The following is a 21387-nucleotide window of genomic DNA, read 5'->3' as shown; positions in this document are numbered from 1 at the left end:
TTTCCTGGGGGCAGCAGTTGCCCGTCCCTGAGGATCGGGCAACTGGTTCACGTAGGCGCGTGTGCGCGGGTTAGAAGCGGTAGTTGACGCCTAGGGTGAGCGAACGCTCGGGCGCGGCTTGACGACCCCAAGGGGCGGTGTCGATACCGCGGAAATAGTATTCGCGGTTGAACAGGTTGCTGATGCCCGCCGATGCGGTCAGGACGCTCTTGTCTGCCAGCGGGAACTCACGTTCCACGGCCGTGTTCCAGACCCAGTACGCAGGCAGCTCACCCACACTGGCCGAGGCATTTTCATCGCGGGTATTCGCGGCATCGGTGTAGGCCTTGCTGATGTACAGGCCGTCAAGGTTGTAGGTCCAGTGCTCGGCAAAACGATAACGGGCGTCAACCATGAACTGGTTGCGCGAGGAGTACGGCACCTCGTTGTCTGTGTATGTGCCATTGCGTTGTTTGGCATCGAGGTAGGCATAACCGGCATGCAGGTCCAGATCACGCATGGCTTGCGGCGTCCAGAAGATATCGGTCTCGAAACCCTGGTGACGCGTGCTGCCAAGGTTGTCGAAGCGGTCGGTCGTGGCGTTATATGAAATCTGGTCGTCGAAGTCGATGCGGTACAGATTGAAGTCGACGCGCATGCCGTCCCACGGGGTGTAGCGCACACCGGTCTCGTAGTTCCACGCCAGCTCGGCCCCCACAGCGCCCTCCTTGACGATCTGCGTAACTTGGGGCGGACGCAGGGACTTCTGGGCGTTGGCGTAGACATACCAGGCATCGTTCGCCTGATAACCCACAGTCAGGCCCGGCAGCCACTCCTCGGATTTGTTTTCGCGCTTGAACCCGGTGATGCCGTCGCTGTAATTCATGCGGGCGTTTTCATAGCGCACGCCCGGCGTGATGGTCAGGCGGTGATCGAGCAGACTGATGGCGTTGCTGATGTAGAAGGCACGGGCGTTGTCATCGAACTTCCAGTCGCGGAACGGCGCCGTCACGCCGGTCGCGAGGCTCTGGCGATTGACCTTGTAATCGATGTCTTCGCTGACATAGCGGGCACCGAGCAGCCAGGTCTGGCCAACGTTGTCGCCATCGACCGTGGCACTGATGCGCGGCTCCGTCCCCCATACTTTGAAATCACGAGGGCCGTCCTGTTTGGTGACTGCCGTTCCGTCCGGTGTGAACGGCAAGCCGACCACGAAGTTGCGGTAACTGTTGTGGGCGAAGTTGGTCCAGCTGAACTCCACCGAGTCGAAAGGCCCCATGGCGCCCAGGCGCTGGGTGTAGGTGCCCCAGACGCGATTGGTGTCGCCCTCGAAGCGGTCCAGCGGGCGCGTAGACTGGCGCGGATCATCCTTGTAGTCCTTCACGCTGAGCGCCCCGGCTAGGTCCATGTCGGCCTTGTAGTGCTGCACACCGAAGCTCAGATCACGATCGTCGTCGATGTTCCACTGACCCCGCAGGCGGTAGTTCTGAACATCGGTGTCGGAGTGCTCGCGACCGTATTCACCGCTCAGGGTGTTGATATCCAGTTGCAAGCCGAAGTTGTCGGTCAGGTAACCACCGGTGCCCAGATAGGTGTCCCACAACTGGCGCCCGCCAGGGTTGAATGTAGTCCTCTCCTGCAAAGTGGTCTCCCACTCACGCGGAATCGGCTTGCTGATGAAGTTGATGACCCCGCCAACGTTGTTCGGGCCGTATTGCACCGCTGCGCCCCCGCGCACGATATCAATACGATCGACCGTGGCCATGGTCATTGGAAACAGCGACAGGCCCGTCTGGCCGTACGGTGCCAATGCCAGAGGGATGCCATCGGACAAAGCCTGGATCCGGCCGCTGCGGCTCTCATAGAGCCCGCGTACAGAAATCTGCGGCAAGGCGCCGGTGCCTGTTTCGTCAAAAATCTTGATCCCGGGGACCCGCTGCAAAGCGTCGTCCAGACCGCGGACGCTGGCTTTTTTCAGATCGCTGGAATCGACGACACTACGACTACCGGCGTAAGTACGCACGTCCTGATCGCTGGCTGCGCCGAGAACGTCCCCCTGAATCGTCATGGGTGCCAGTTCCAGACTGCTGACGGGGGGGTGCTCAGCAGCCAGGGCGGCATGGCAAATGCCCAGTGTGATGAGACTGAGTGAAAAGTGTAGGTATGTTGTTGTTTTCATTTATCTACGTCGACTCGTTATTGCTGTTGGAGAGAATGCAGGCGGGCTTTCAATGCGTTATGCAGCAAGCCACGGTCTTCACCGGCCAGAAAACTGCGCACACCCCGAGCTCGCCAAAACGCGTTCTGTTCAGCGGTGCGGGGGTTGGCGCAAAAAGGTACTTCAGCGGCGAGGCAGGCGTCGGCCATGCCTTGCAGCATTTGCCAGACGTGAGGGCTGAGCGGGTCAGGCCCCAGATCGAGATCAAGGGCCAGATCCAGGGCGCCCTCCATGATCATGCCGACTCCCGGCAGTAGCAGGATTTCGCCCAGAGCGTCGACCCCTGCGCGGCTTTCAATCATGGGAACAATCGGTGTCTGACGGTTGGCCAGCTCGATGTATTCGGGTAATGGCACACGACCGAATCCGGTGATGCGCCCCCCTGTTATTCCGCGGTTCCCCAAGGGCGGGAAACGGGTGGCTTCGATGGCGCGCTGAACCTGCGCGGCACTTTCGGTACGTGACAGGACAATGCCTTCGATACCGGCATCCAGTGCCCTGCCGATCAGCTTTTCGTCAACGTGGGGCAGGCGCAGCCAGGGAGAAATGCCGGCAGCCTCACAGGCCCGAATGCAATGCATGAGGTCTTCTTCGGAGCGCAGCAAGTGCTCAAGATCGAGGATTACAAAGTCATACCCGGCAAACGCGAGCATTTCACAGAGCATGGGTGAAGGCAGGGAATTGAGCATGCCGTAAACGCTTTTCCCGTTTTGTAGCAGGGAAAATACCGGAGAGGTTCTGATCACTGACACAGGTCCTTTGAGCGAGGAAACACTGAAGCCAATAATAATCATTCTCAGATAGGAGTAAACGATTTTTATTATCGAATAGCGATATTCGTGATGGAGTGCATAAAAAAACGTTGCTGCCCGTAAATGGCTGGCTAAACGCCAGTGCTTTCTTGAACTTCAGACGCTGAGCTGTGGAGTGCTGAGGTGGGTGGCTGCTAGAAAAATAAGGTCGTTCTGGATCCTTGCGATCCAAAAGCCCTGCTGGCGGATATTGAGGACGTGCACGAGAACAACGGGCCGTGCTCAGCCTGAGCGGTATCTGGCCCCCCGCACGCCAAATTTCAGGCAAAAAAAAGCCGCTATCGCTAGCGGCTTTTTTACTATCTGGCTCCACGACCTGGACTCGAACCAGGGACCCAATGATTAACAGTCATTTGCTCTACCAACTGAGCTATCGCGGAATGGCGTCTATCTTACTGATATAAAAAGAGAAGTCAACACTTTCGATGACTTCTCAGTGCATTATTCAGATGACCTGAACAATAGCGTCGGTTACCGCTTCAATGTTGCGCTGATTCAAAGAAGCCACGCAGATTCGGCCAGTGTCCAGGGCGTAGATGCCGAACTCGGTACGCAGGCGCGTCACTTGCTCAACGGTCAGGCCGGAGTACGAGAACATGCCGCGCTGACGCGCAACAAAGCTGAAATCATGCCCCGGAGCCTTTTTCGACAGCAGCTCTACCATTTGCAGGCGCATACCGCGAATGCGCAGTCGCATTTCAGCCAGTTCTTCTTCCCACATGGCACGCAGCTCAGGGCTGTTGAGCACAGCGGCGGCGATGGTTGCACCGTGGGTCGGCGGGTTGGAGTAGTTGGTGCGGATCACACGCTTGACCTGGGACAGAACGCGAGCGCTCTCATCCGCAGACTCGGTGATGATTGACAGTGCCCCTACACGCTCGCCGTACAGCGAGAACGACTTGGAGAACGAGCTGGAAACAAAGAAGCTCAGCCCCGACTCAGCAAACAGGCGCACTGCCGCGGCGTCTTCGTCGATGCCGTCGCCAAAGCCCTGGTAGGCCATGTCCAGGAACGGAATCAGGCCTTTGGCCTTGACCACGTCCAGCACGTTCTGCCAGTCAGCCGGGGTCAGGTCGACACCGGTCGGGTTGTGGCAGCACGCGTGCAGCACAACGATGGAGCCGGCTGGCAGGGCATTGAGATCTTCGAGCATGCCGGCACGGTTTACGTCGTGGCTGGCGGCGTCGTAGTAGCGGTAGTTCTGAACCGGGAAACCCGCGGTTTCGAACAGAGCACGGTGGTTTTCCCAGCTTGGATCGCTGATGGCAACAACAGCATTTGGCTGCAGTTGCTTGAGGAAGTCAGCACCGATTTTCAGCGCGCCAGTACCGCCCACGGCTTGAGTGGTGATTACTCGACCAGCAGCCAACAGGGGTGAGTCAGCACCGAACAGCAGTTTCTGAACAGCTTGGTCGTAGGCAGCAATACCATCGATCGGCAAGTAGCCGCGCGACGCATGCTGAGCAACCCGAATCGTTTCGGCTTCGACAACGGCACGCAAGAGCGGAATTCGTCCCTCTTCGTTGCAGTAAACACCGACCCCCAGATTCACTTTGCTGGTACGGGTATCGGCGTTAAATGCTTCGTTGAGGCCCAGGATAGGATCGCGTGGTGCCATTTCGACAGCGGAGAACAGGCTCATTATTACGGCGGCTCTGAATGGAGAATGGAGGGGGTGACAACGCTCCAGCCGATTGCACTAGAGCGGTGCACAAACGGGGAGCAAGTATAAGGCCGATCACGATTCGGGCAACAGGCTATTACCGGTTTTGGCTAAGTATTTGAGTTTATTTTCAGGCCACTGGTCGAATTGCAATCTTTGCCAAGATCACCGTGTCAGAGCAGCGCCTTGAAACAGTCAGACATGACCTCCATATTTACCCGTATCCTGTTTTTTTCCTGCGGCTTGAGTCGCATGCACTTATAAGGGTCAACGCCTTTATAGAAGCAAACCCCGAGGTCCTTCATGCCCGATTTCCAGCTTGTTACCCGCTTCGAGCCTGCGGGTGATCAACCCGAAGCCATTCGCCAGATGATCGAAGGCATCGAAGCCGGCCTGTCGCACCAGACCCTGCTCGGGGTAACGGGTTCGGGCAAGACCTTCAGTATCGCCAACGTGATCGCCCATGTGAATCGTCCCACACTGGTACTCGCGCCAAACAAGACCCTGGCCGCGCAGTTGTATGGCGAGTTCAAGTCGTTCTTCCCAAACAACGCGGTGGAGTACTTCGTTTCGTACTACGACTACTACCAGCCCGAAGCCTACGTGCCCTCCTCCGACACCTTCATCGAGAAAGACGCCTCGATCAACGACCACATCGAACAGATGCGTCTGTCCGCGACCAAGGCGCTGCTGGAGCGCAAGGACGCGATTATCGTCACCACGGTGTCGTGCATTTATGGTTTGGGCAGCCCGGAAACCTATTTGAAGATGGTGTTGCACGTCGATCGCGGGGACAAGCTCGACCAGCGCGAGCTGTTGCGCCGCCTGGCCGACCTGCAATACACCCGCAACGACATGGATTTCGCCCGTTCGACATTCCGGGTGCGTGGCGATGTGATCGACATTTACCCGGCAGAGTCGGACCTTGAGGCCGTGCGCATCGAGCTGTTCGATGATGAAGTCGAGAGCATCAGCGCTTTTGACCCATTGACCGGCGAAGTCATCCGCAAGATGCCGCGCTTTACTTTCTACCCAAAAAGCCACTATGTGACCCCGCGCGAAACCCTGCTGGACGCCGTCGAAGGCATCAAGGAGGAACTCAAGGAGCGTCTTGAGTACCTGCGCGCCAATAACAAACTGGTCGAGGCACAGCGACTGGAGCAGCGCACCCGTTTCGATCTGGAAATGATCATGGAGCTGGGCTACTGCAACGGCATCGAAAACTACTCGCGCTACCTCTCGGGCCGCGAGTCCGGTGCGCCGCCACCGACTTTGTTCGACTACCTGCCGGCGGATGCCTTGCTGGTGATCGACGAGTCTCACGTCAGCGTGCCGCAGGTAGGCGCCATGTACAAAGGCGACCGCTCCCGCAAAGAGACCCTGGTGGAGTACGGCTTCCGTCTGCCTTCGGCACTGGACAACCGGCCGATGCGCTTTGATGAATGGGAGCGCATCAGCCCGCAAACGATTTTCGTCTCGGCCACGCCGGGTAACTACGAGGCCGAACATGCGGGCCGTGTGGTCGAGCAAGTGGTGCGTCCGACCGGCCTGGTCGACCCGCAAATCGAGATTCGCCCGGCACTGACCCAGGTCGACGACTTGCTGTCCGAGATCGCCAAGCGCGTCGCGCTGGAAGAACGGGTGCTGGTCACCACGCTGACCAAACGCATGTCCGAAGACCTGACCGACTACCTGGCCGACCACGGCGTACGCGTGCGTTACTTGCACTCGGACATCGACACCGTGGAACGGGTCGAGATCATTCGTGACCTGCGTCTGGGGGTGTTTGATGTGCTGGTGGGCATCAACTTGCTGCGTGAAGGCCTGGACATGCCCGAAGTGTCGCTGGTGGCAATTCTCGATGCCGACAAGGAAGGCTTCCTGCGTTCGGAGCGCTCACTGATCCAGACCATTGGCCGTGCGGCCCGTAACCTTAATGGCCGGGCAATTCTCTATGCAGACCGGATCACCGGCTCGATGGAACGGGCCATTGGCGAAACCGAGCGTCGTCGCGAGAAACAGATCGCGTTCAACCTCGCCAACGGCATCACCCCCAAAGGGGTGTTCAAGGACGTTGCCGACATTATGGAAGGCGCAGTAGTACCGGGTTCGCGCAGTAAAAAGCGCAAAGGGATGGCCAAAGCCGCCGAAGAGAACGCCAAGTACGAAAACGAACTGCGCTCGCCGAGCGAGATCAGCAAGCGCATTCGCCAGCTGGAAGAAAAAATGTACGCCCTGGCCCGCGACCTGGAGTTCGAGGCCGCCGCGCAAATGCGCGACGAAATCGGCAAGCTCAGGGAGCGGTTGTTGCAGGTTTAACCGTTCGCGAGCAGGCTGGCTCCCACAGGGGCACAGAAAAAATTCAATTAAGTGGGAGCGAGCCTGCTCGCGAAGTCTTCCAGGCAGCGCGGTTTATCCAGTAACTGCGCGTTAACGGCGGGTTCAGACTCCCACTTACACAGCCACTGCCGCCACCGCCTCTACCTCAAACAGCATCTCATCCAGCGCCAGTCGCGGTACCGGGATCAATGTGCAGGCCGGTGCTGGCAGCTCACCCCACACCCGCGAGATCTCGGCACCCAAAATCTGCAGACGCTCCATGCTGTGATCTACGATCAATACGGTGATCTTGGCGACGTCCTTGATCTGCGCATCCGCTGCTGCCAGGGCAATCTGCACGTTGGCAAATGCCTGGCGCACCTGCTCGGCGAAGTCGGGTGACAACTGGCTTTCGGCGTTTTCACCGCCCTGGCCTGCGGTGTACACCAGGCGCACATTGGGCGCCAGACGGGCGACATGGGAATAGCCGTTGGGCGCAGGGTCATACAAGCCTGCCGGGTTGAGTAATTGCACTGCAGGGTTAGAGTTCTTATCCATAAAATACGCACCATAGGCAGTTGAGTAAGCAAGCGCGCTATTCAACCACTCTCGCAAACCCGTATGCCAGCGCCCTCGCGACACCTGCCGCAAATATGTAAGGATGTCCCGCCGCATCGCACCAGAGCCCGTTTTCCAAGGATGACCATGACCGCCATCAACACCCAAATGCCCCTTGTGCCGGGGCGTCTTGAACAAATGTCGACCCGCATTGCCTTTTTTATCGCCGGTTTTGGGCTCGCGGCCTGGGCGCCACTGGTGCCCTATGCCAAAGCGCGGGCCGGACTGGATGAGGCGACCTTGGGGCTTTTGCTGCTGTGTCTGGGCGCAGGGTCGATCCTGGCGATGCCTATCGCAGGGGTTCTGGCCACACGCTTTGGCTGTCGGCGGGTATTGATCGGCGGGACGCTACTGATCTGCCTCGCACTGCCGCTGTTGGCGACTGCCAGCTCCATGTCGTTGTTGATCGCGACGCTCTTTGTATTTGGTGCAGGGCTGGGCGCCGTCGACTCCACCGTCAACCTGCAGGCCGTGATCGTTGAGCGCGCCAGCGGACGCAACATGATGTCGGGCTTTCATGGTTTGTTCAGTGTGGGCGGGATTGCCGGGGCAGCCGGTGTCAGCGCATTGCTTGCGCTGGGCCTGTCACCACTGTGGGCGATTGTGGTGGTGATTATGCTGATCCTTGCGGCCCTGATTAAAGCCGCTCCCCATCTGCTGCCCTATGGCAGCGAAAGCAGCGGCCCGGCGTTTGCCGTGCCTCACGGCGTGGTGCTGTTCATCGGGCTGCTGTGCTTTACGGTGTTTCTGGCCGAAGGCGCGATGCTCGACTGGAGTGCGGTGTTCCTGACCACCGAAAAAAACATCGGTGAAGCCTACGCCGGGCTTGGCTATGCCGCGTTCGCACTGACCATGACCGCAGGTCGTTTGATGGGCGATACCATCGTCAAGCGCTTGGGTGCCCGGCGGGTGATTGTCGTGGGAGGGCTGTTTGCCGCTGCCGGCATGGCCCTGGCAACACTGGGGACGGGTTGGGAAGTTTCGCTGCTCGGGTATGCATTGGTGGGCGCGGGTTGTTCAAACATCGTTCCGGTGCTGTACACCGCCGTAGGCAAACAAACCGTGATGCCGGAAAACATCGCCGTGCCGGCCATCACCACCCTGGGTTATGCGGGGATTCTGGCAGGGCCTGCGGCCATCGGCTTTATCGCCCATGCCAGCAGCCTGAGCATCGCCTTTTTGCTGATCACCGCCATGCTGATGGCCGTGGCCATCAGCGGGCGGATCTTGCGCGTCTAGGTAACACAACACCCTGTGAGGGGGGCAGTGCTCCGCCTCGCAGGCAAACCCGCACCCACAGGTCCGGCAGTACCTGTGTTGAGGCGCTTAGAAACCTACACTCGCCTGCACAAAGAACGTACGCGGCTCACCCAGGTAAATCCCTGAGTTGTTGTCGCTGGAACGGGTGTAGTACTCCTGGTTCAGCAGATTCTTGATCCCCGCCCCCACCTTCAAATTCGACGCTTCAGGGCCGAAATCGTAGCCAACACGGGTGCTCCAGGTCGCATAGCCCGGTATGTCCCCATACTGGCCATCCGGTGTCGGATCAGTGATGTACACACCGCCAGTGCCGGGCGCGTGCTGCTGGGACTGGGCAAACATGTCCAGGTTATAGGTCCAGCGATTGACCACATAACGCGCACCCAGGTTTACCACCTGGCGGGAATACAGCGGCAGGTCACGCCCCTTGAAGTTCGGAATGTCACCCTCGGAAGTCGCCTTGGTGTAAGTGAAGCCCGCATTCACCGACAAGCCGTCAAGGCGTGCGTCCAGAGCCGACAAGTCGTAATGAACCGAAGTTTCCAGGCCCTGGTGCTTGGTTGCCCCCAGGTTGGTCCAGCCCACATCGTTGCTGACGTATTGCAACTCGTCGGCAAAATCGATGTAGAACAGCGTCACTTCACCGCCCCACACGCCATTGTCGTAGCGCGTACCCAGCTCGTAGGTTTTGGCCTTTTCAGGGCGCAGGCCTGCCGCTGTCGCATCGCCGACACCGCCCTGCCCCAGCTGGAAGTATTGCAGGCTGCCGAACGAGGTTTCGTAGTTGGCAAACAGCTTCCAGGCGTCCGAGAGGTGATACATCACGCTCAGGGCCGGCAGGGCTTCGCTGCTGTCGATGCTGCGCTTCTTCTCAAGCACCGGCACACCGTTGTTTCCCAGTACCGGGCGGTCGTGCCATTGGGTGCTGATGCGCTCGAAACGAATCCCCGGAGTCACCGTCCAGTTACCTACATCGATCTTGTCATCGATATAGAACGCGTTGGCCTCAGTGCCGCCCGTGCGATCCTGATACACATGACCATCGGCTCCTGGCCCCGGCACTGGCACGTTATTGACCAGCAAGACCTGGCTGGCCTCCTCGTGCATCGCTTCTTTGAGATAGCGATAGCCCACACCCACTTCCTGCGTCACGGGCCCCAGCGTAAACACATGGGACACCCGTGGCTCGATGCCAAACGTGTGATAACTGCGCGGATACGAGGCCAGGGTCTGCAAGTTACGTGCGGCAATAGTGCTGCCACGAAAGCTGTCGGTGTAATACGTCAGGACTTCAAACTGGGTCTGGTCGTCAATCTGGCGCAGGTACTTGAAAGACACGTCCTTGCGCCGCCCGGTGAAGCTGTCGTAGTCGCGCACCGACTGATACGGATCGGCATCGAACTGCTTCTGGGTCAGGCCACCGGGCATGTCCGCTGTGGCATCGTAATAATGAAAGTTGAGGGTGAAGTCATCCTGATCGGTGGGCGCCCAGTGGGTTTTAAGCAACACGTCATCAATATCGTTGTCATTGTTGCGCGCCCGATAGCCATCCCCCTTGACCCCCGAGTACAGCAGCGCGGCACCGATGCCGTTGTCTGCCGTGCCGCCCAGAAACGCCGATTCAATGTGCTTCCAGCCACCGCGTTCGGAGGTCTCCAGGGTAGTACCCACTTCGCCCTGGAAGGTTTCAGGAATGGCCCGGGTGACGAAATTGATCACCCCGCCCACGTTTTGCGGCCCATAGCGCACCGAACCGGCACCGCGTACCACGTCAATGCTGTCCAGGTTGCCCGACGAAATCGGAGCCATCGACAATTGTGGCTGGCCGTAGGGCGCGAACGCCGCAGGGATGCCGTCGATCAATACGGTGGAGCGCGGCGACAGCCGTGAAGTCAAACCGCGTACGCCTACGTTCAGCGAAATATCGCTGCCGCCAGTGCCGTTGGACTCCTGCACCTGCACCCCGGGAATGCGCTTGAGCGCGTCACTGACGTTCATGGTGCCCTGCTCGACCATGGCCTCGCGGCGTACCACCGTCCGGGCGCCCGGATGATTCTGCACCACCGCGTCATTGGCATCGCTCAGCCAGTTACCGACCACTTTCACATCCACCGGCCCCAGTTCCAGGGGTCCGGAAGGTGCGGCACTGACGGTGGGCGCAGCACTCAGGGTCACGGCATCGCCGTCCAGCGTGTAGCTCAGGCCACTGCCTTGCAGCAACTGCGCCAGGGCTTGCTCGGGTGACAGGTTGCCGTCGACCGCAAGCGCCAGTTTGCCCGCCACCAGTTGCGGGCTGAAAAACACCTGCAACGAGGTCTGTTGAGCCAACTGGCTCAGTGCGGCACCCAAGGGCTGCGACTGAATATGGACAGCACTCGACGGGGATTGTGCGGCAAACGCACAGGGCATCGCCGCATTGACCGCCAGGGCCAACGCCAGCGGCAACAAGCGCGTGCGGGGAAGAGAAGCTGGAGTGCTCAAAGGTGTTTCAAGCGAGGAAAGTCGCCCACGATGATTGTTGTTTTTCACGTCGAGTCTTGCCCTGTGGATCGCACTTGAGTGCGACTGTTAATGCAAACCAGTTGCAGTTGATCAAGAAGACGAAGAACTCGAAAAAAACCTGAATTGATTACCCAATTATTTTCGGGCGATGATTTCCTGACTGCCGTCTGACCGTGCCCGGACAGCGACTGGAAGGATCTGTGGCAAGGCCTTGAGCAGCGCATCGGTGTCATCGGTTTTAAACACGCTGGACAGCCGCAGCCGGGCGATCGCAGGCGAGGTCACGTGCACAGGCTTGTCGCGATAACGGGACACTTGTGCCGCCACTTCACCCAGGGTGGCATCCTCGAACACCAGTTGTCCCTTGCGCCAGGCGGTCAACACCCGGGTGTTGACCGCCTGCACGGCAGCCACCTGCCCCTGCGCGCCCACAACAGTCCCCTGCCCCGCCGTCAGGTTGGCCACTGCGTGCGGGTTGGCACCTTGCACCCGAACATGCCCGGACTCCACCGCAACCCGTGCCTGATCGCCCTCGCGCAACACGTCAAAACGCGTACCGGTCACTGTCACCTGCCCGGCACCGGCCTGAACCACAAACGGCCTGTCAGCGTCGCGGGCCACGCTGAACATTCCCTCGCCCTGCTGCAACTCGACATTGCGCTGGCGACGCTCGAAATTGATTCGTACGCGGCTGCGGCCGTTGAGTTCAATGGATGATCCATCGGGCAGGTTCACTGTGCGCCGCTCACCTGTCGCCGTGGCAAACTCTGCCTGGTAGCCCGCTGACGATTGCAACTGCATCCACAGGCCCGCCCCGGCCGCTATTGCCACAACACTCGCAGCCAGCCCGTAAGCCAGAAACGAGCGACGCCCCAACCTTGGCGCAGGCACTTCGCACAACGCCTGCAATCGCGCCTTGGGCAACAGGTCTGCGGCCGACCACATGCTGGCCAACCACTGGTATTCCGCCTCATGGCTGGCGTGTTGCGTACGCCACGCCTCAAATTCGGCCTGCTCGGCCACGCTCAGGGTGTGCGCTTGCACTCGCGCAAACCAGGTTGCGGCGGCGTCGCGCACATTCGCGCTGCCACATGCACAGTCAGGCGTATCCATCACGCAATCCTTTACCGATGTCATCACGCAGACCCCACACGTTCACGCAGATGGCGCAGGGTGCGGATCATATACTTTTCCACCATGTTCTTGGACAGCCCCAGGCGCTCTGCAATCTCTGCCTGGGTGAGGCCTTCGATCTTCTGCCAGACAAAGACCCTGCGACAATTGAGCGGTAGCTCCTGCAATGCCCTTTCAACCGACTCAGCCAACTGCAGAGCACGCATGTACTGCTCCGGATCACCGGTTTCGGACGAGCCTGAAGGAACGCCCGCCTGCTCCTTGGCAGCGCGCAGTTCTTCACGGCGAAAACCATCCACCGCGATATTGCGGGCTGTCTGGTGCAAATACGCACGCGGCTGCTCGACCGCATCCACATTGGATTCGAGCACGCGGACAAAAGTGTCATGGGCGAGGTCTTGAGCCTGCTGTCGGTTGCGCAGGCGCCGGGTCCAGGTTCCGATCAACTCTTCGTAATGGTCAAAGAAGCCCGTTTTACGGGGCACTTTCTGAGTCATCGCAGGGGACTACACAGGTGGGGCGCGAATAGTAATGCTTCCTATTAAAGCCAGCAATCACTGCGATGACAGAAGGTCAAACCCTTACATCTCGGCCTTGGCTAACAAGCGTTTCTCGACTTGAGTGGCACCGCTGGAACCATAGCGCCGGGCCGTGAGCAACCCGACCACTCCCATCACCCCGCAGAACGCCACGCACACCCACGGACTCCACGGCATCAACGCGATCAGCAGCAACGGCGTGGTGCTGGCCCAGAGTGCGTAGGCGATGTTGTAGGTAAACGAAATGCCCGAGACGCGGATCGGCGCAGGAAACAGGCCAACCATCACCGAAGGCACCACCCCGACAATCCCGCAGGTCAAACCGGCGAATGCGTACGCCAGCCCGGGCAATGCCCACTCCCCTACCAGACTGGCGTACAACAGGCCGATACCCAGTGGCAGCAAAACGCTGTACAGCGCAATGCTGCGCCAGACGCCGATACGGTCGACGATCAGACCGGCCAGCACACAGCCGATATTCAAAAACACGATGCCCAGGCTGCTCAACGCAAAGGTGTGACTGGCAGTCATGCCAAAGCGTTGCTGCATCACGGTCGGCGTAATCACCACAAACACCACCACGGCGCTAGTAAGGACGCAGGTCAGCAACGCAGCCGGTAGCAAAGACCCACGGTGATCACGCAAAACCGTGCGTAACGGGAACTCTGCGCGGCCTTCCTTGCGCTCGCGCAAGGCTAAAAACACCGGGGTTTCACTGAGCCAGCGACGCAGCCACACGCCAATCACACCGAACACGCCACCGAGCAGGAACGGAAAGCGCCAGGCGTAATCAAGGATTTCTGCTGGTGTGAACATCTGGGCGAGAAGCGTCGCGGTCAAGGCCCCGATCAAGTAGCCGAAGGTCAGCCCGGCTTGCAAGAAGCCCAAGGCAAAGCCCCTGCGACCGGCCGGTGCATGCTCGGCCACAAATACCCAGGCACTGGGCACCTCCCCCCCTACCGCCGCGCCCTGAAGGATGCGCAGGGCCAACAGAATCAGCGGCGCGAAATAACCGATATCCGCGTAAGTGGGCATGATCCCGATCAGCAGACAAGGCAGCGCCATCATCAGGATGCTCAGGCTGAACACCCGCTTGCGCCCCAGGTGGTCGGCAAAGTGCGCCATCAAAATCCCGCCCAATGGGCGCGCTAGATAACCGGTCACAAAAATCCCGAAGCTCTGCAGCAAGCGCAGCCATTCGGGCATGTCCGGCGGAAAAAACAGCTGGCTGAGGGTCAGGGCAAAGAATACGAAAATGATGAAATCGTAAATTTCCAGCGCCCCGCCCAGGGCCGCAAGGCCCAGGGTTCTATAGTCGGAACGGGAAAAACGCACCGTTGTGGCTTGAGTATCAGCAGACATAAATAGGCTCAATGTTAACTGGACACGCCTATGTTGGCGCTTGCGTTCGAGGGCGCGAGCATAGCAAATCCTGCAGAAACCACTGCAAAACCTGTGGGAGCGGGCTGGCTTGGGATGCGAACTGCTCGGTGTGACTGAGTCACCAAAGCGCGGCCATCGCGAGCAAGCCCGCTCCCACATAGGCCCCCGCCCCCAGGCAACTACCCCTGCCACCCTCCACCCAATGCCCCAAACACATCCACCAGCGACAGCGACACCTGGGCGGTGCTGTCGACCAGCGCTGCTTCGTTGGCCAGCAGCACGTTTTGAACGGTCAATACGTTCAGAAAGTCCACCGTACCCTGGGTGTACTGTTGATGGACGCTATCCAGCGCACGCTGGCTATGCACCACCGCCTGCTGCAGGCTGTCACGACGACGCTGGTTGGCCTGATACGCTACCAGTGCATCGTCCACCTCATGCCAGGCCCGCAATACGGTTTTTTGATAGGCAATGCCGGCCTCTTGCTGACGCCCTTCCTGCAATTGCAACGCACCCTGCAAACGTCCACCTTCAAACACCGGCACGCTCAACCCCGGCCCGAACGCAAAACTGCGCGAGCCCCAGCTGCCCAGATCTGACAGTTGCATGGCTTGCATCCCCAGGCTTCCAGACAAGGTAATACGTGGATAAAAGTCCGCCTTGGCCATACCGATAGCAGCCGTGGCTGCATGCAATTGTGCCTCGGCACGGCGGATATCGGGGCGTCGCTGCGCCAACTCGCTCGGCAAGCCAATCGGTACATCCGCGCCATAGGCCGGCACGGGCGCCGCTGCGTTCAATAGCTGCTGCAAGGCCCTTGGTTCACGAGCCACCAGCATGCTCAGAGCATTGATCAATTGCGCACTACGCTGCTGCAACGGCGCCATGCGCGCTTCGATCTCGGCTACCTGAGCGGCGGCTTCCGACACTTGCAAGTCAGTGGCTACGCCCTCTTTGAGCTGCAATTGAGTCAGCTCCAGACTACGGCGGGCGATCTGCAGGTTTTGCTCCACCACCGCCAGTGCCTGCTGCGTACCACGCAGCTGAATATAGTGCTGCGCGGTCTGCACGATCACCAGCAACTGCACCCCGTGACGATCCTCTGCCGCCACTTGCACTGATGCATCAGCCGCTTCCACCGAACGCTTGACCCTGCCCCACAAGTCCGCTTCCCAGCTAAAACCCAGGCCACCATTCCACAGATTGAACGCCTGCTTGCCGCTGTGCCCCGAAGGGTCATTCAAGCCCACCTGACTGTTACGGCTGCGACTGTAACTGGCCGTACCGTCCACCTCAGGCAAGGTGTCGGCGTTTATTTGACGGCGTATCGCAAGGCTTTGCTCCAGGCGACTGGCCGCCAGTTGCACATCAAAGTTGCTCTGCTGCGCCTCGCGCACCAATGCCGACAGCTGACGATCGCCAAAAGTGTCCCACCAACGCGGGTCGATTGCTGACTCGAGCGTCCCGCTATGCCCCGCTTCAGTGGCCACGGGCGCCCAGTTTTTTGCAATCTTGGGCACGGGCGCCTGGAAGTCCGGACCTACCACGCAACCACTCAGACTCAACACGCTGTAACAGGCCACAGCCCAGATCAATGCAGTGTTTTTCATCGTGCGCTGACCTGTTGATCGTGCGCTGTGGCCGTGTCGATAGATGCATCTACCGACATCCCGAGGCGCAATTGGCTGGCCAGTAACTGCCCTTGATCCAGGGTGACTTTCACCGCTATGCGCTGCGCCACCTTGGTGAAGTTGCCCGTTGCGTTATCCGGGGCAATGGCCGAGAACGTCACACCGGTAGCCGGAGCAATACTGTCGACGGTGCCTTGCAGGGTCTGGCCGGGGAAACTGTCAACCTTGATCGTCACACGTTGCCCGGCCTGCATGTGGGTCAACTGATGCTCTAGAAAGTTGGCAACGACAAAGGCGTCCGCCAGCGGTACAACCGCCAGCACGGTATCCCCGGGCTTGACGTAAGCGCCAAGACGCACGCTGCGCCGACCTACAACGCCGTCAAAAGGTGCCGTCAGTTGGGTGTGGGACAAGTCCAGCTCGGCCCGTGCCTGCAAGGCCTCGGCATAGTCCACCGACGCTTGCGCCGCGGTGGCCTGGGCGGCCAGCACACGGGTTTGCTGACGGGCAGCTTCCATGGCGGCCTTGTGCTGGGCCAACTCGGCCCGGGCGGTCAGCGAACGATTTTTCGCCTGCTGGGAGTTCTGCAGCGTTCCCGCCCCCTGCCCCGCCAGATGTTGATAGCGCTGCAACTCATGTTCGGCAAACTCCACCTGCGCCAGGTCCGCATCGACCGTGGCCTTGGCCTGTTCGATCAGCGAGCGTTGACGCTCAAGCATCGCCAGTGCATTGGCCTGCTGCGCCCGAGCGCTCGCCACGCTGGCTTGCGCCGCTTGCACGGCAGCCTGATAGTCCTGAGGATCGATCCGCGCCAACAACTGCCCGGCCTTGACCGGCTGGTTGTCCTGCACCAGCACTTCATCGATAAACCCTGCGACTTTAGGCGCGATCAAAGTGTAATCGGCGCTGACAAACGCATCATTGGTGCTCTGCACTGCACCCGATCCGAAAACCAGCCGCCACAACCCGTACAGCACAATAACTGCCACCAGACCCACGCCGACCATGACCAAAGGCTTGCGCCCGCTTGTTGTACTCATTTCACTGCTCCAACAGGTGTGCCCGGCGCGTAGATCCGCGTGGGGCCAAAAGGGATTAACACAATCAATAGAAGCGCCAAGGCGGCCATGTACAGATAGAGGTCGGCAGACGTCAGCACCACCGCCTGCTGATGAACCCGATGCGCCAGATCTGCCCCGGTACTGACCAGCGGCGAGTTACCCAGGCGATCGAGCAACATCGTTGAATGGAAGTGCTCGCGGTTGAGCGTCAACACACCCAGCACACTGCCCGCGGCAACCGCTGAAAAGCCTTTGACGGTGTTGAACCAGGCCGATGCAAACGGGCCGTCAGCCGGGTTCAGGCCGCCCGTGGCGAGCATCAACAACGGAATTACTGCCATGGGCTGTGCGATGATTTGAATCGCCTGCAACCCATAGAAATTCTCGCGACTCCACATTGAGGTCACCTGCGAACCGAGGCCGCACGCCAGCGCCAACAGCGCCAGACCAATGGCCAGTACCCAGCGGCAGTCAACCCAGCGCAGGTTGCACAGCGCGACCACCAGCGGCAGCGCAATCAACTGTGGCAACGCCACCAGCAACATGACCGGAGCGGTTTCAAGGGGACGGTAACCCTGCACCTGAGCCAGATAACTGGAAGGGATCTTGATCACCGCCAACAACACAAACAGCACCCCGCCCAACGTCAGCAGGGCATGAGCCAGGTTGCGGATTTTCAACAGTTGCAACTTGAAAAACGGCAGCGGATGCGACCATTCATTAATAAAAAACAACACCATCAGCGCGGTGCCGCCGACAATAAAAAACTGAATCATCGGCGACTCGAACCAGTTCAGCCGCTGGCCCAGTTCCAGGCCCAGCACCAGCATGATCAGGCCCGGCAAGCCAAGCAGCAGGCCTCGCCAGTCAAACTGCTTGAAACGCTCCAGCCGCAATGGGTCCTGGGGCAAACCCCAGGCCACACAAGCCATCGACAACAGACCCAGCGGGATGATTTGCCAGAACGCCCACTGCCACCCGGCGTACTCCACCCACCAGGCAGACAGCGGCGTACCAAAACTGGGGCCAAAGGTCGCGGTCAGCGCATAACTGCCCAGCCCGTATAGACGAATGCCCGGCGGCAAAAACCGTAGCGCCACCGACATCAGCATTGGCGGCAAGGCGCCACCGGCAAACCCTTGCAAAGTGCGCAGCAACATCAGCACATCGACATTAGGCGCAAACGGGCAGAGGATGCCCAACAGCAAAAAAGCACCGATGGCACACAAGGTAAACCGTCGCAAAGAGAAGGTTGCCGCGCACCAGGGCGCGAAAGCCATGGCACTGATGGACGTGGCCGAATACACCGCCAGCAACCAGGTACTTTCGTCAAAACCGATGCCCATTGCCCCACGAATATCGGGCATGGCCACCTTGGTTACATTCTCGTTGAAACCCGATACCAGCACCGCCAGCAACACGCCCAGCAGACCCGTAAAAATCCGCAGCCCAAATGCCGTGCTGATGGCGGGTGCCGGGGTGGTTGCACCTGCAACCAGCGCAGTCACACCCCTGCTCCAGACGCCAGACTGCGCCCATGATCAAACCGCCAGTACATGGCTGACTCCGTCGTCTTTATAGATGACAGAAAGTTTAATCAGCTTGCATTGCTATAAAAATTGATAAATAGCTAACTGTGGAGTGCGTCAGACGCAATTATTGCGGATGCCAACTTTTGCCCATAGCAGCTGCCGGAGGAACGAGGCTGCGTCCGGTAGCGAAGCCGCCATATATCAGCTAACGGGTTAAACAGTAATGACGCGACTAAAATCTTGCGAGTGCTTCGCACTCGGACGCAGCCTCGATCCTTCGGCAGCTGCTACAGGGATTAAGGCTCACACCACTGCGTTATCGCAGAAAGTCTTGAGGGTTCGACGCAGCCAGCGGTGGGCATGGTCGTTGTCCAGGCGCGGGTGCCAGGCCTGAACGATTTCAACCGGCTGCAACTGGATCGGCAACTCGAACGGACGCAATTTAAGGCCCAGTGGTTCAAGGGTTTTAAGCAGCACCTGGGGCATCAACGGCAGAATCAGGTCGGCGCCAGCCAGCGCAAAGATCGCCGAGTAGAAAGTCGGCGTAGTGAATGACACCCGACGCTCCAGCCCCTGTTCAGCCAGCACCACATCAATCGGCCCCCGGGCATGGCCCCGGCGGGACACACTGATATGGTCATACCCGGCAAAGCGTCGGGGTGTAATGGGCTGGTCGAAGATGGGATGACCTTCCCGTGCCAGCCCTACAAACGGGCAAGTGAACAGCTTTTGAACCTTGATATCCGAGCTGAAGCGGTTAGTGGCGCAGATGGTGAGGTCAATACGCCCTTCATTAAGCGCTTCATCATCGGTAAAACCTTCCGGCACGACCCGCAAGGTGGCCTTGGGCATTTCCAGGGCTATTTGCTGGCGTAAAGCGGCACCATACACGCCAAAAAATACGTCGTTGGCGCGAATGCTGAACGTGCGCTCCAGCTCACGCAAATCACTGTTCTGGCTTTGAGTGAAGATCCCGTGGGCCAACTCAACCACACCGCGTACCTGTTCACGCAATTCCAGCGCCCTGGGTGTGGGCACAAGCCCACGGCCGGAACGCACCAAAATAGGGTCATTCAAGACTTCACGGATTCGGGTCAAGGTGCGGCTCATGGCCGGAGCGCTCAGGTTCATGCGCCGGGCAGCGCCCACCACAGAGCCCTCTTCGAGCAAGACATTCAAGGCAACCAGCAGATTCAAGTCAGGTATTTGCATGCCTTAAAGGGTATCGGGTAACGCATGTCATGCCTAGCCGGCTCGTAATGCACCATTATTGCGCATCAGGTAAAACAGTTTCGCTCACACTTAGCTAGCTAACTAAGAGTGACATTGATACATTGCCGCCCGTCAGGTTGATGCCTGACGCTCTCTTTGGTTGAGATTTTTGGCCATTACCGGATCCCCATGATGGTAATGGCCTTTTTTACGCCTGCCATTTCTCCCCCGCCCCAAAGTAGAGCCATCCTGAGTGGTGGAGCCACCCATCCTGAACTACGCTGGCAGCCCAATCCATTACAACGATTGGGGACTCTATGCAGCTGGGCAAAAAGATTTCAAATCTGGAAAAACTGGCCTGCAAATACAACCACTGGATCCATGCCACCCGTATCAGTCTGGCGTTCCTGATTACCTTCGTTGTCATTCGTTACTTCAAGCTCGACGGCGCCTCCTATGCCCTGATCACCATGCTCATCGTGATGGGGCCGCAGCCTTATTGGGGTAATGTCTCGTCACGAGCCGTGCAACGTACCGGTGGCACCATCATTGGTGCGCTGTCGGGGCTCGTGGGTTTGTACCTGGAAACCTACTCGTTTTCCCTCATGCTGTTGTGGTCCGGCGTCCTGATGTTCATCGCAGGCTACCTGACGCTGGGCAAGCATCCTTATATGGCCCTGCTGATCGGCGCAACGCTGGCAGTGGTCAGTTGCGCACCGCCCAATGACATGGAGTCCGCACTCACCCGCAGTGGTTACGTACTGGCAGGTTCGATACTGGCCATGCTCTACACCAGCATTTACCCGTTAAGGGCCTACACCGATCTGCGGATCAAACTCAGTGCAAGTCTGGGCAAGATCAACGAACTGTATTCGGCGTACTTTTCCCCCCGGATCGCCGAGCGGCCCGATCTGGAGGATGAGCTGAAGGATGAGCTGGACACGATCATCAAGTTGCGCAGCTATATCGCTCCCGCCAGCAAAGAGACCAAACTCAAGCCACACGTGTTCGAGGCAGTGCAAACCCTGCACCGCAACATGCTGGCGACCATGAGCCTGATGATCGATGCATACTGGTCTTCACGCGAAAGCCATCTGCTGATTGAGAGCGAACCGGCATTGAGCGACCTCCACCACCTGATCCCGCAAGCGCTCGAATCACTCCAGAACAAGCTGACCCTGGGCATTTCAAACAACCAGATCAGTGGCGAACTGCGGCAAAAAACCCACGACCTGCATGAACTTGTGCTCAAGAGTCTTGATGGCAAGATCAGCGAAACACCCTTTTATGCCTATGTGTGGCTGAGCCTGGAAATGCTCAGACAACTGACCGAACTCAATGATCAACTGCACAGCGCACTCTATCCGAACCCCCACAAGCACTTGTTTAAAAACGACAAGCCGGCGGATCAGAAATAACCTCATGGCAGCTGCCTGAATGGTGAATTCGCGGGGTCTCGTGCAAGAATTATGACGCTTGCATAAGGCCCTATTAATCCAATGCTCTTGACCCATTTAGATGACT

The 21387-nt window shown here is 58.9% G+C and carries 15 protein-coding genes and 1 tRNA gene; 3 read left to right on the top strand and 13 right to left on the bottom strand.

Annotation, left to right across the window (positions count from 1 at the left end; all coding sequences use genetic code 11):
* Window positions 1–70 precede the first annotated feature (70 nt).
* The 4 genes from TU76_RS11050 to TU76_RS11035 form a co-directional block, all read right to left on the bottom strand.
* Entirely contained in the window at window positions 71–2158 is a 2088-nt protein-coding gene (locus tag TU76_RS11050) for a TonB-dependent receptor family protein (RefSeq protein WP_048351644.1), read from the bottom strand.
* 17 nt (window positions 2159–2175) lie between these two features.
* Entirely contained in the window at window positions 2176–2943 is a 768-nt protein-coding gene (locus tag TU76_RS11045) for an HpcH/HpaI aldolase family protein (RefSeq protein ID WP_048351643.1), read from the bottom strand.
* Window positions 2944–3313: 370 nt separating this feature from the next.
* Window positions 3314–3389 (bottom strand) — tRNA-Asn (locus TU76_RS11040).
* Window positions 3390–3454: 65 nt separating this feature from the next.
* The gene (locus TU76_RS11035) at window positions 3455–4651 is read right to left on the bottom strand and encodes an amino acid aminotransferase (protein WP_019828454.1); all 1197 of its coding nucleotides are present in this window, start codon (window positions 4649–4651) and stop codon (window positions 3455–3457) included.
* Between the two features lie 324 nt (window positions 4652–4975).
* On the opposite strand from TU76_RS11035, the gene uvrB reads away from it, so the two are divergent.
* Window positions 4976–6991, top strand: a complete 2016-nt coding sequence (gene uvrB, locus TU76_RS11030) for an excinuclease ABC subunit UvrB (RefSeq protein ID WP_019828456.1) — start codon at window positions 4976–4978, stop codon at window positions 6989–6991.
* Window positions 6992–7126: 135 nt separating this feature from the next.
* Here the strand turns inward: uvrB and TU76_RS11025 are convergent, their stop codons facing one another.
* Window positions 7127–7549 (bottom strand): RidA family protein, encoded by a 423-nt coding sequence (locus TU76_RS11025; protein ID WP_019828457.1) that lies wholly within the window; start codon window positions 7547–7549, stop codon window positions 7127–7129.
* 147 nt (window positions 7550–7696) lie between these two features.
* On the opposite strand from TU76_RS11025, the gene TU76_RS11020 reads away from it, so the two are divergent.
* A complete protein-coding gene (locus TU76_RS11020) occupies window positions 7697–8848 on the top strand; it encodes an MFS transporter (protein WP_019828459.1) in 1152 nt (383 codons plus the stop codon).
* Window positions 8849–8935: 87 nt separating this feature from the next.
* Here the strand turns inward: TU76_RS11020 and TU76_RS11015 are convergent, their stop codons facing one another.
* The 8 genes from TU76_RS11015 to TU76_RS10980 form a co-directional block, all read right to left on the bottom strand.
* A complete protein-coding gene (locus TU76_RS11015; RefSeq protein WP_037032686.1) occupies window positions 8936–11350 on the bottom strand; it encodes a TonB-dependent siderophore receptor in 2415 nt (804 codons plus the stop codon).
* 156 nt (window positions 11351–11506) lie between these two features.
* Window positions 11507–12484, bottom strand: a complete 978-nt coding sequence (locus TU76_RS11010) for a FecR family protein (protein WP_019828461.1) — start codon at window positions 12482–12484, stop codon at window positions 11507–11509.
* Between the two features lie 23 nt (window positions 12485–12507).
* Entirely contained in the window at window positions 12508–13002 is a 495-nt protein-coding gene (locus TU76_RS11005) for a sigma-70 family RNA polymerase sigma factor (protein ID WP_048351642.1), read from the bottom strand.
* A gap of 84 nt (window positions 13003–13086) precedes the next feature.
* Window positions 13087–14406: an MFS transporter gene (locus TU76_RS11000; RefSeq protein ID WP_019828463.1), complete on the bottom strand. Its 1320-nt coding sequence runs from the start codon at window positions 14404–14406 to the stop codon at window positions 13087–13089.
* A gap of 200 nt (window positions 14407–14606) precedes the next feature.
* Window positions 14607–16037 carry an efflux transporter outer membrane subunit gene (locus tag TU76_RS10995; protein ID WP_046808631.1) on the bottom strand — a complete coding sequence of 477 codons (1431 nt, stop codon included), beginning with the start codon at window positions 16035–16037 and terminating at the stop codon, window positions 14607–14609.
* Entirely contained in the window at window positions 16034–17098 is a 1065-nt protein-coding gene (locus tag TU76_RS10990) for an HlyD family secretion protein (protein WP_019828466.1), read from the bottom strand. The genes TU76_RS10995 and TU76_RS10990 overlap by 4 nt, the downstream gene beginning before the upstream one ends.
* Window positions 17095–18627 carry an MFS transporter gene (locus tag TU76_RS10985; RefSeq protein ID WP_046808629.1) on the bottom strand — a complete coding sequence of 511 codons (1533 nt, stop codon included), beginning with the start codon at window positions 18625–18627 and terminating at the stop codon, window positions 17095–17097. The genes TU76_RS10990 and TU76_RS10985 overlap by 4 nt, the downstream gene beginning before the upstream one ends.
* A gap of 327 nt (window positions 18628–18954) precedes the next feature.
* Window positions 18955–19863, bottom strand: coding sequence for a LysR family transcriptional regulator (locus TU76_RS10980; RefSeq protein ID WP_019828469.1), 909 nt, complete (start codon window positions 19861–19863; stop codon window positions 18955–18957).
* Between the two features lie 317 nt (window positions 19864–20180).
* Between TU76_RS10980 and TU76_RS10975 the strand changes: the two genes are divergently transcribed.
* Entirely contained in the window at window positions 20181–21281 is a 1101-nt protein-coding gene (locus tag TU76_RS10975; protein WP_019828470.1) for an FUSC family protein, read from the top strand.
* The last annotated feature ends 106 nt before the right edge of the window (window positions 21282–21387 follow it).

Source organism: Pseudomonas psychrophila, from assembly GCF_001043005.1.
GTDB classification, from domain to species: Bacteria; Pseudomonadota; Gammaproteobacteria; order Pseudomonadales; family Pseudomonadaceae; genus Aquipseudomonas; species Aquipseudomonas psychrophila.
Note: the sequence above shows the minus strand (reverse complement) of the source record. Positions and strands in the feature narration are given on the sequence as shown.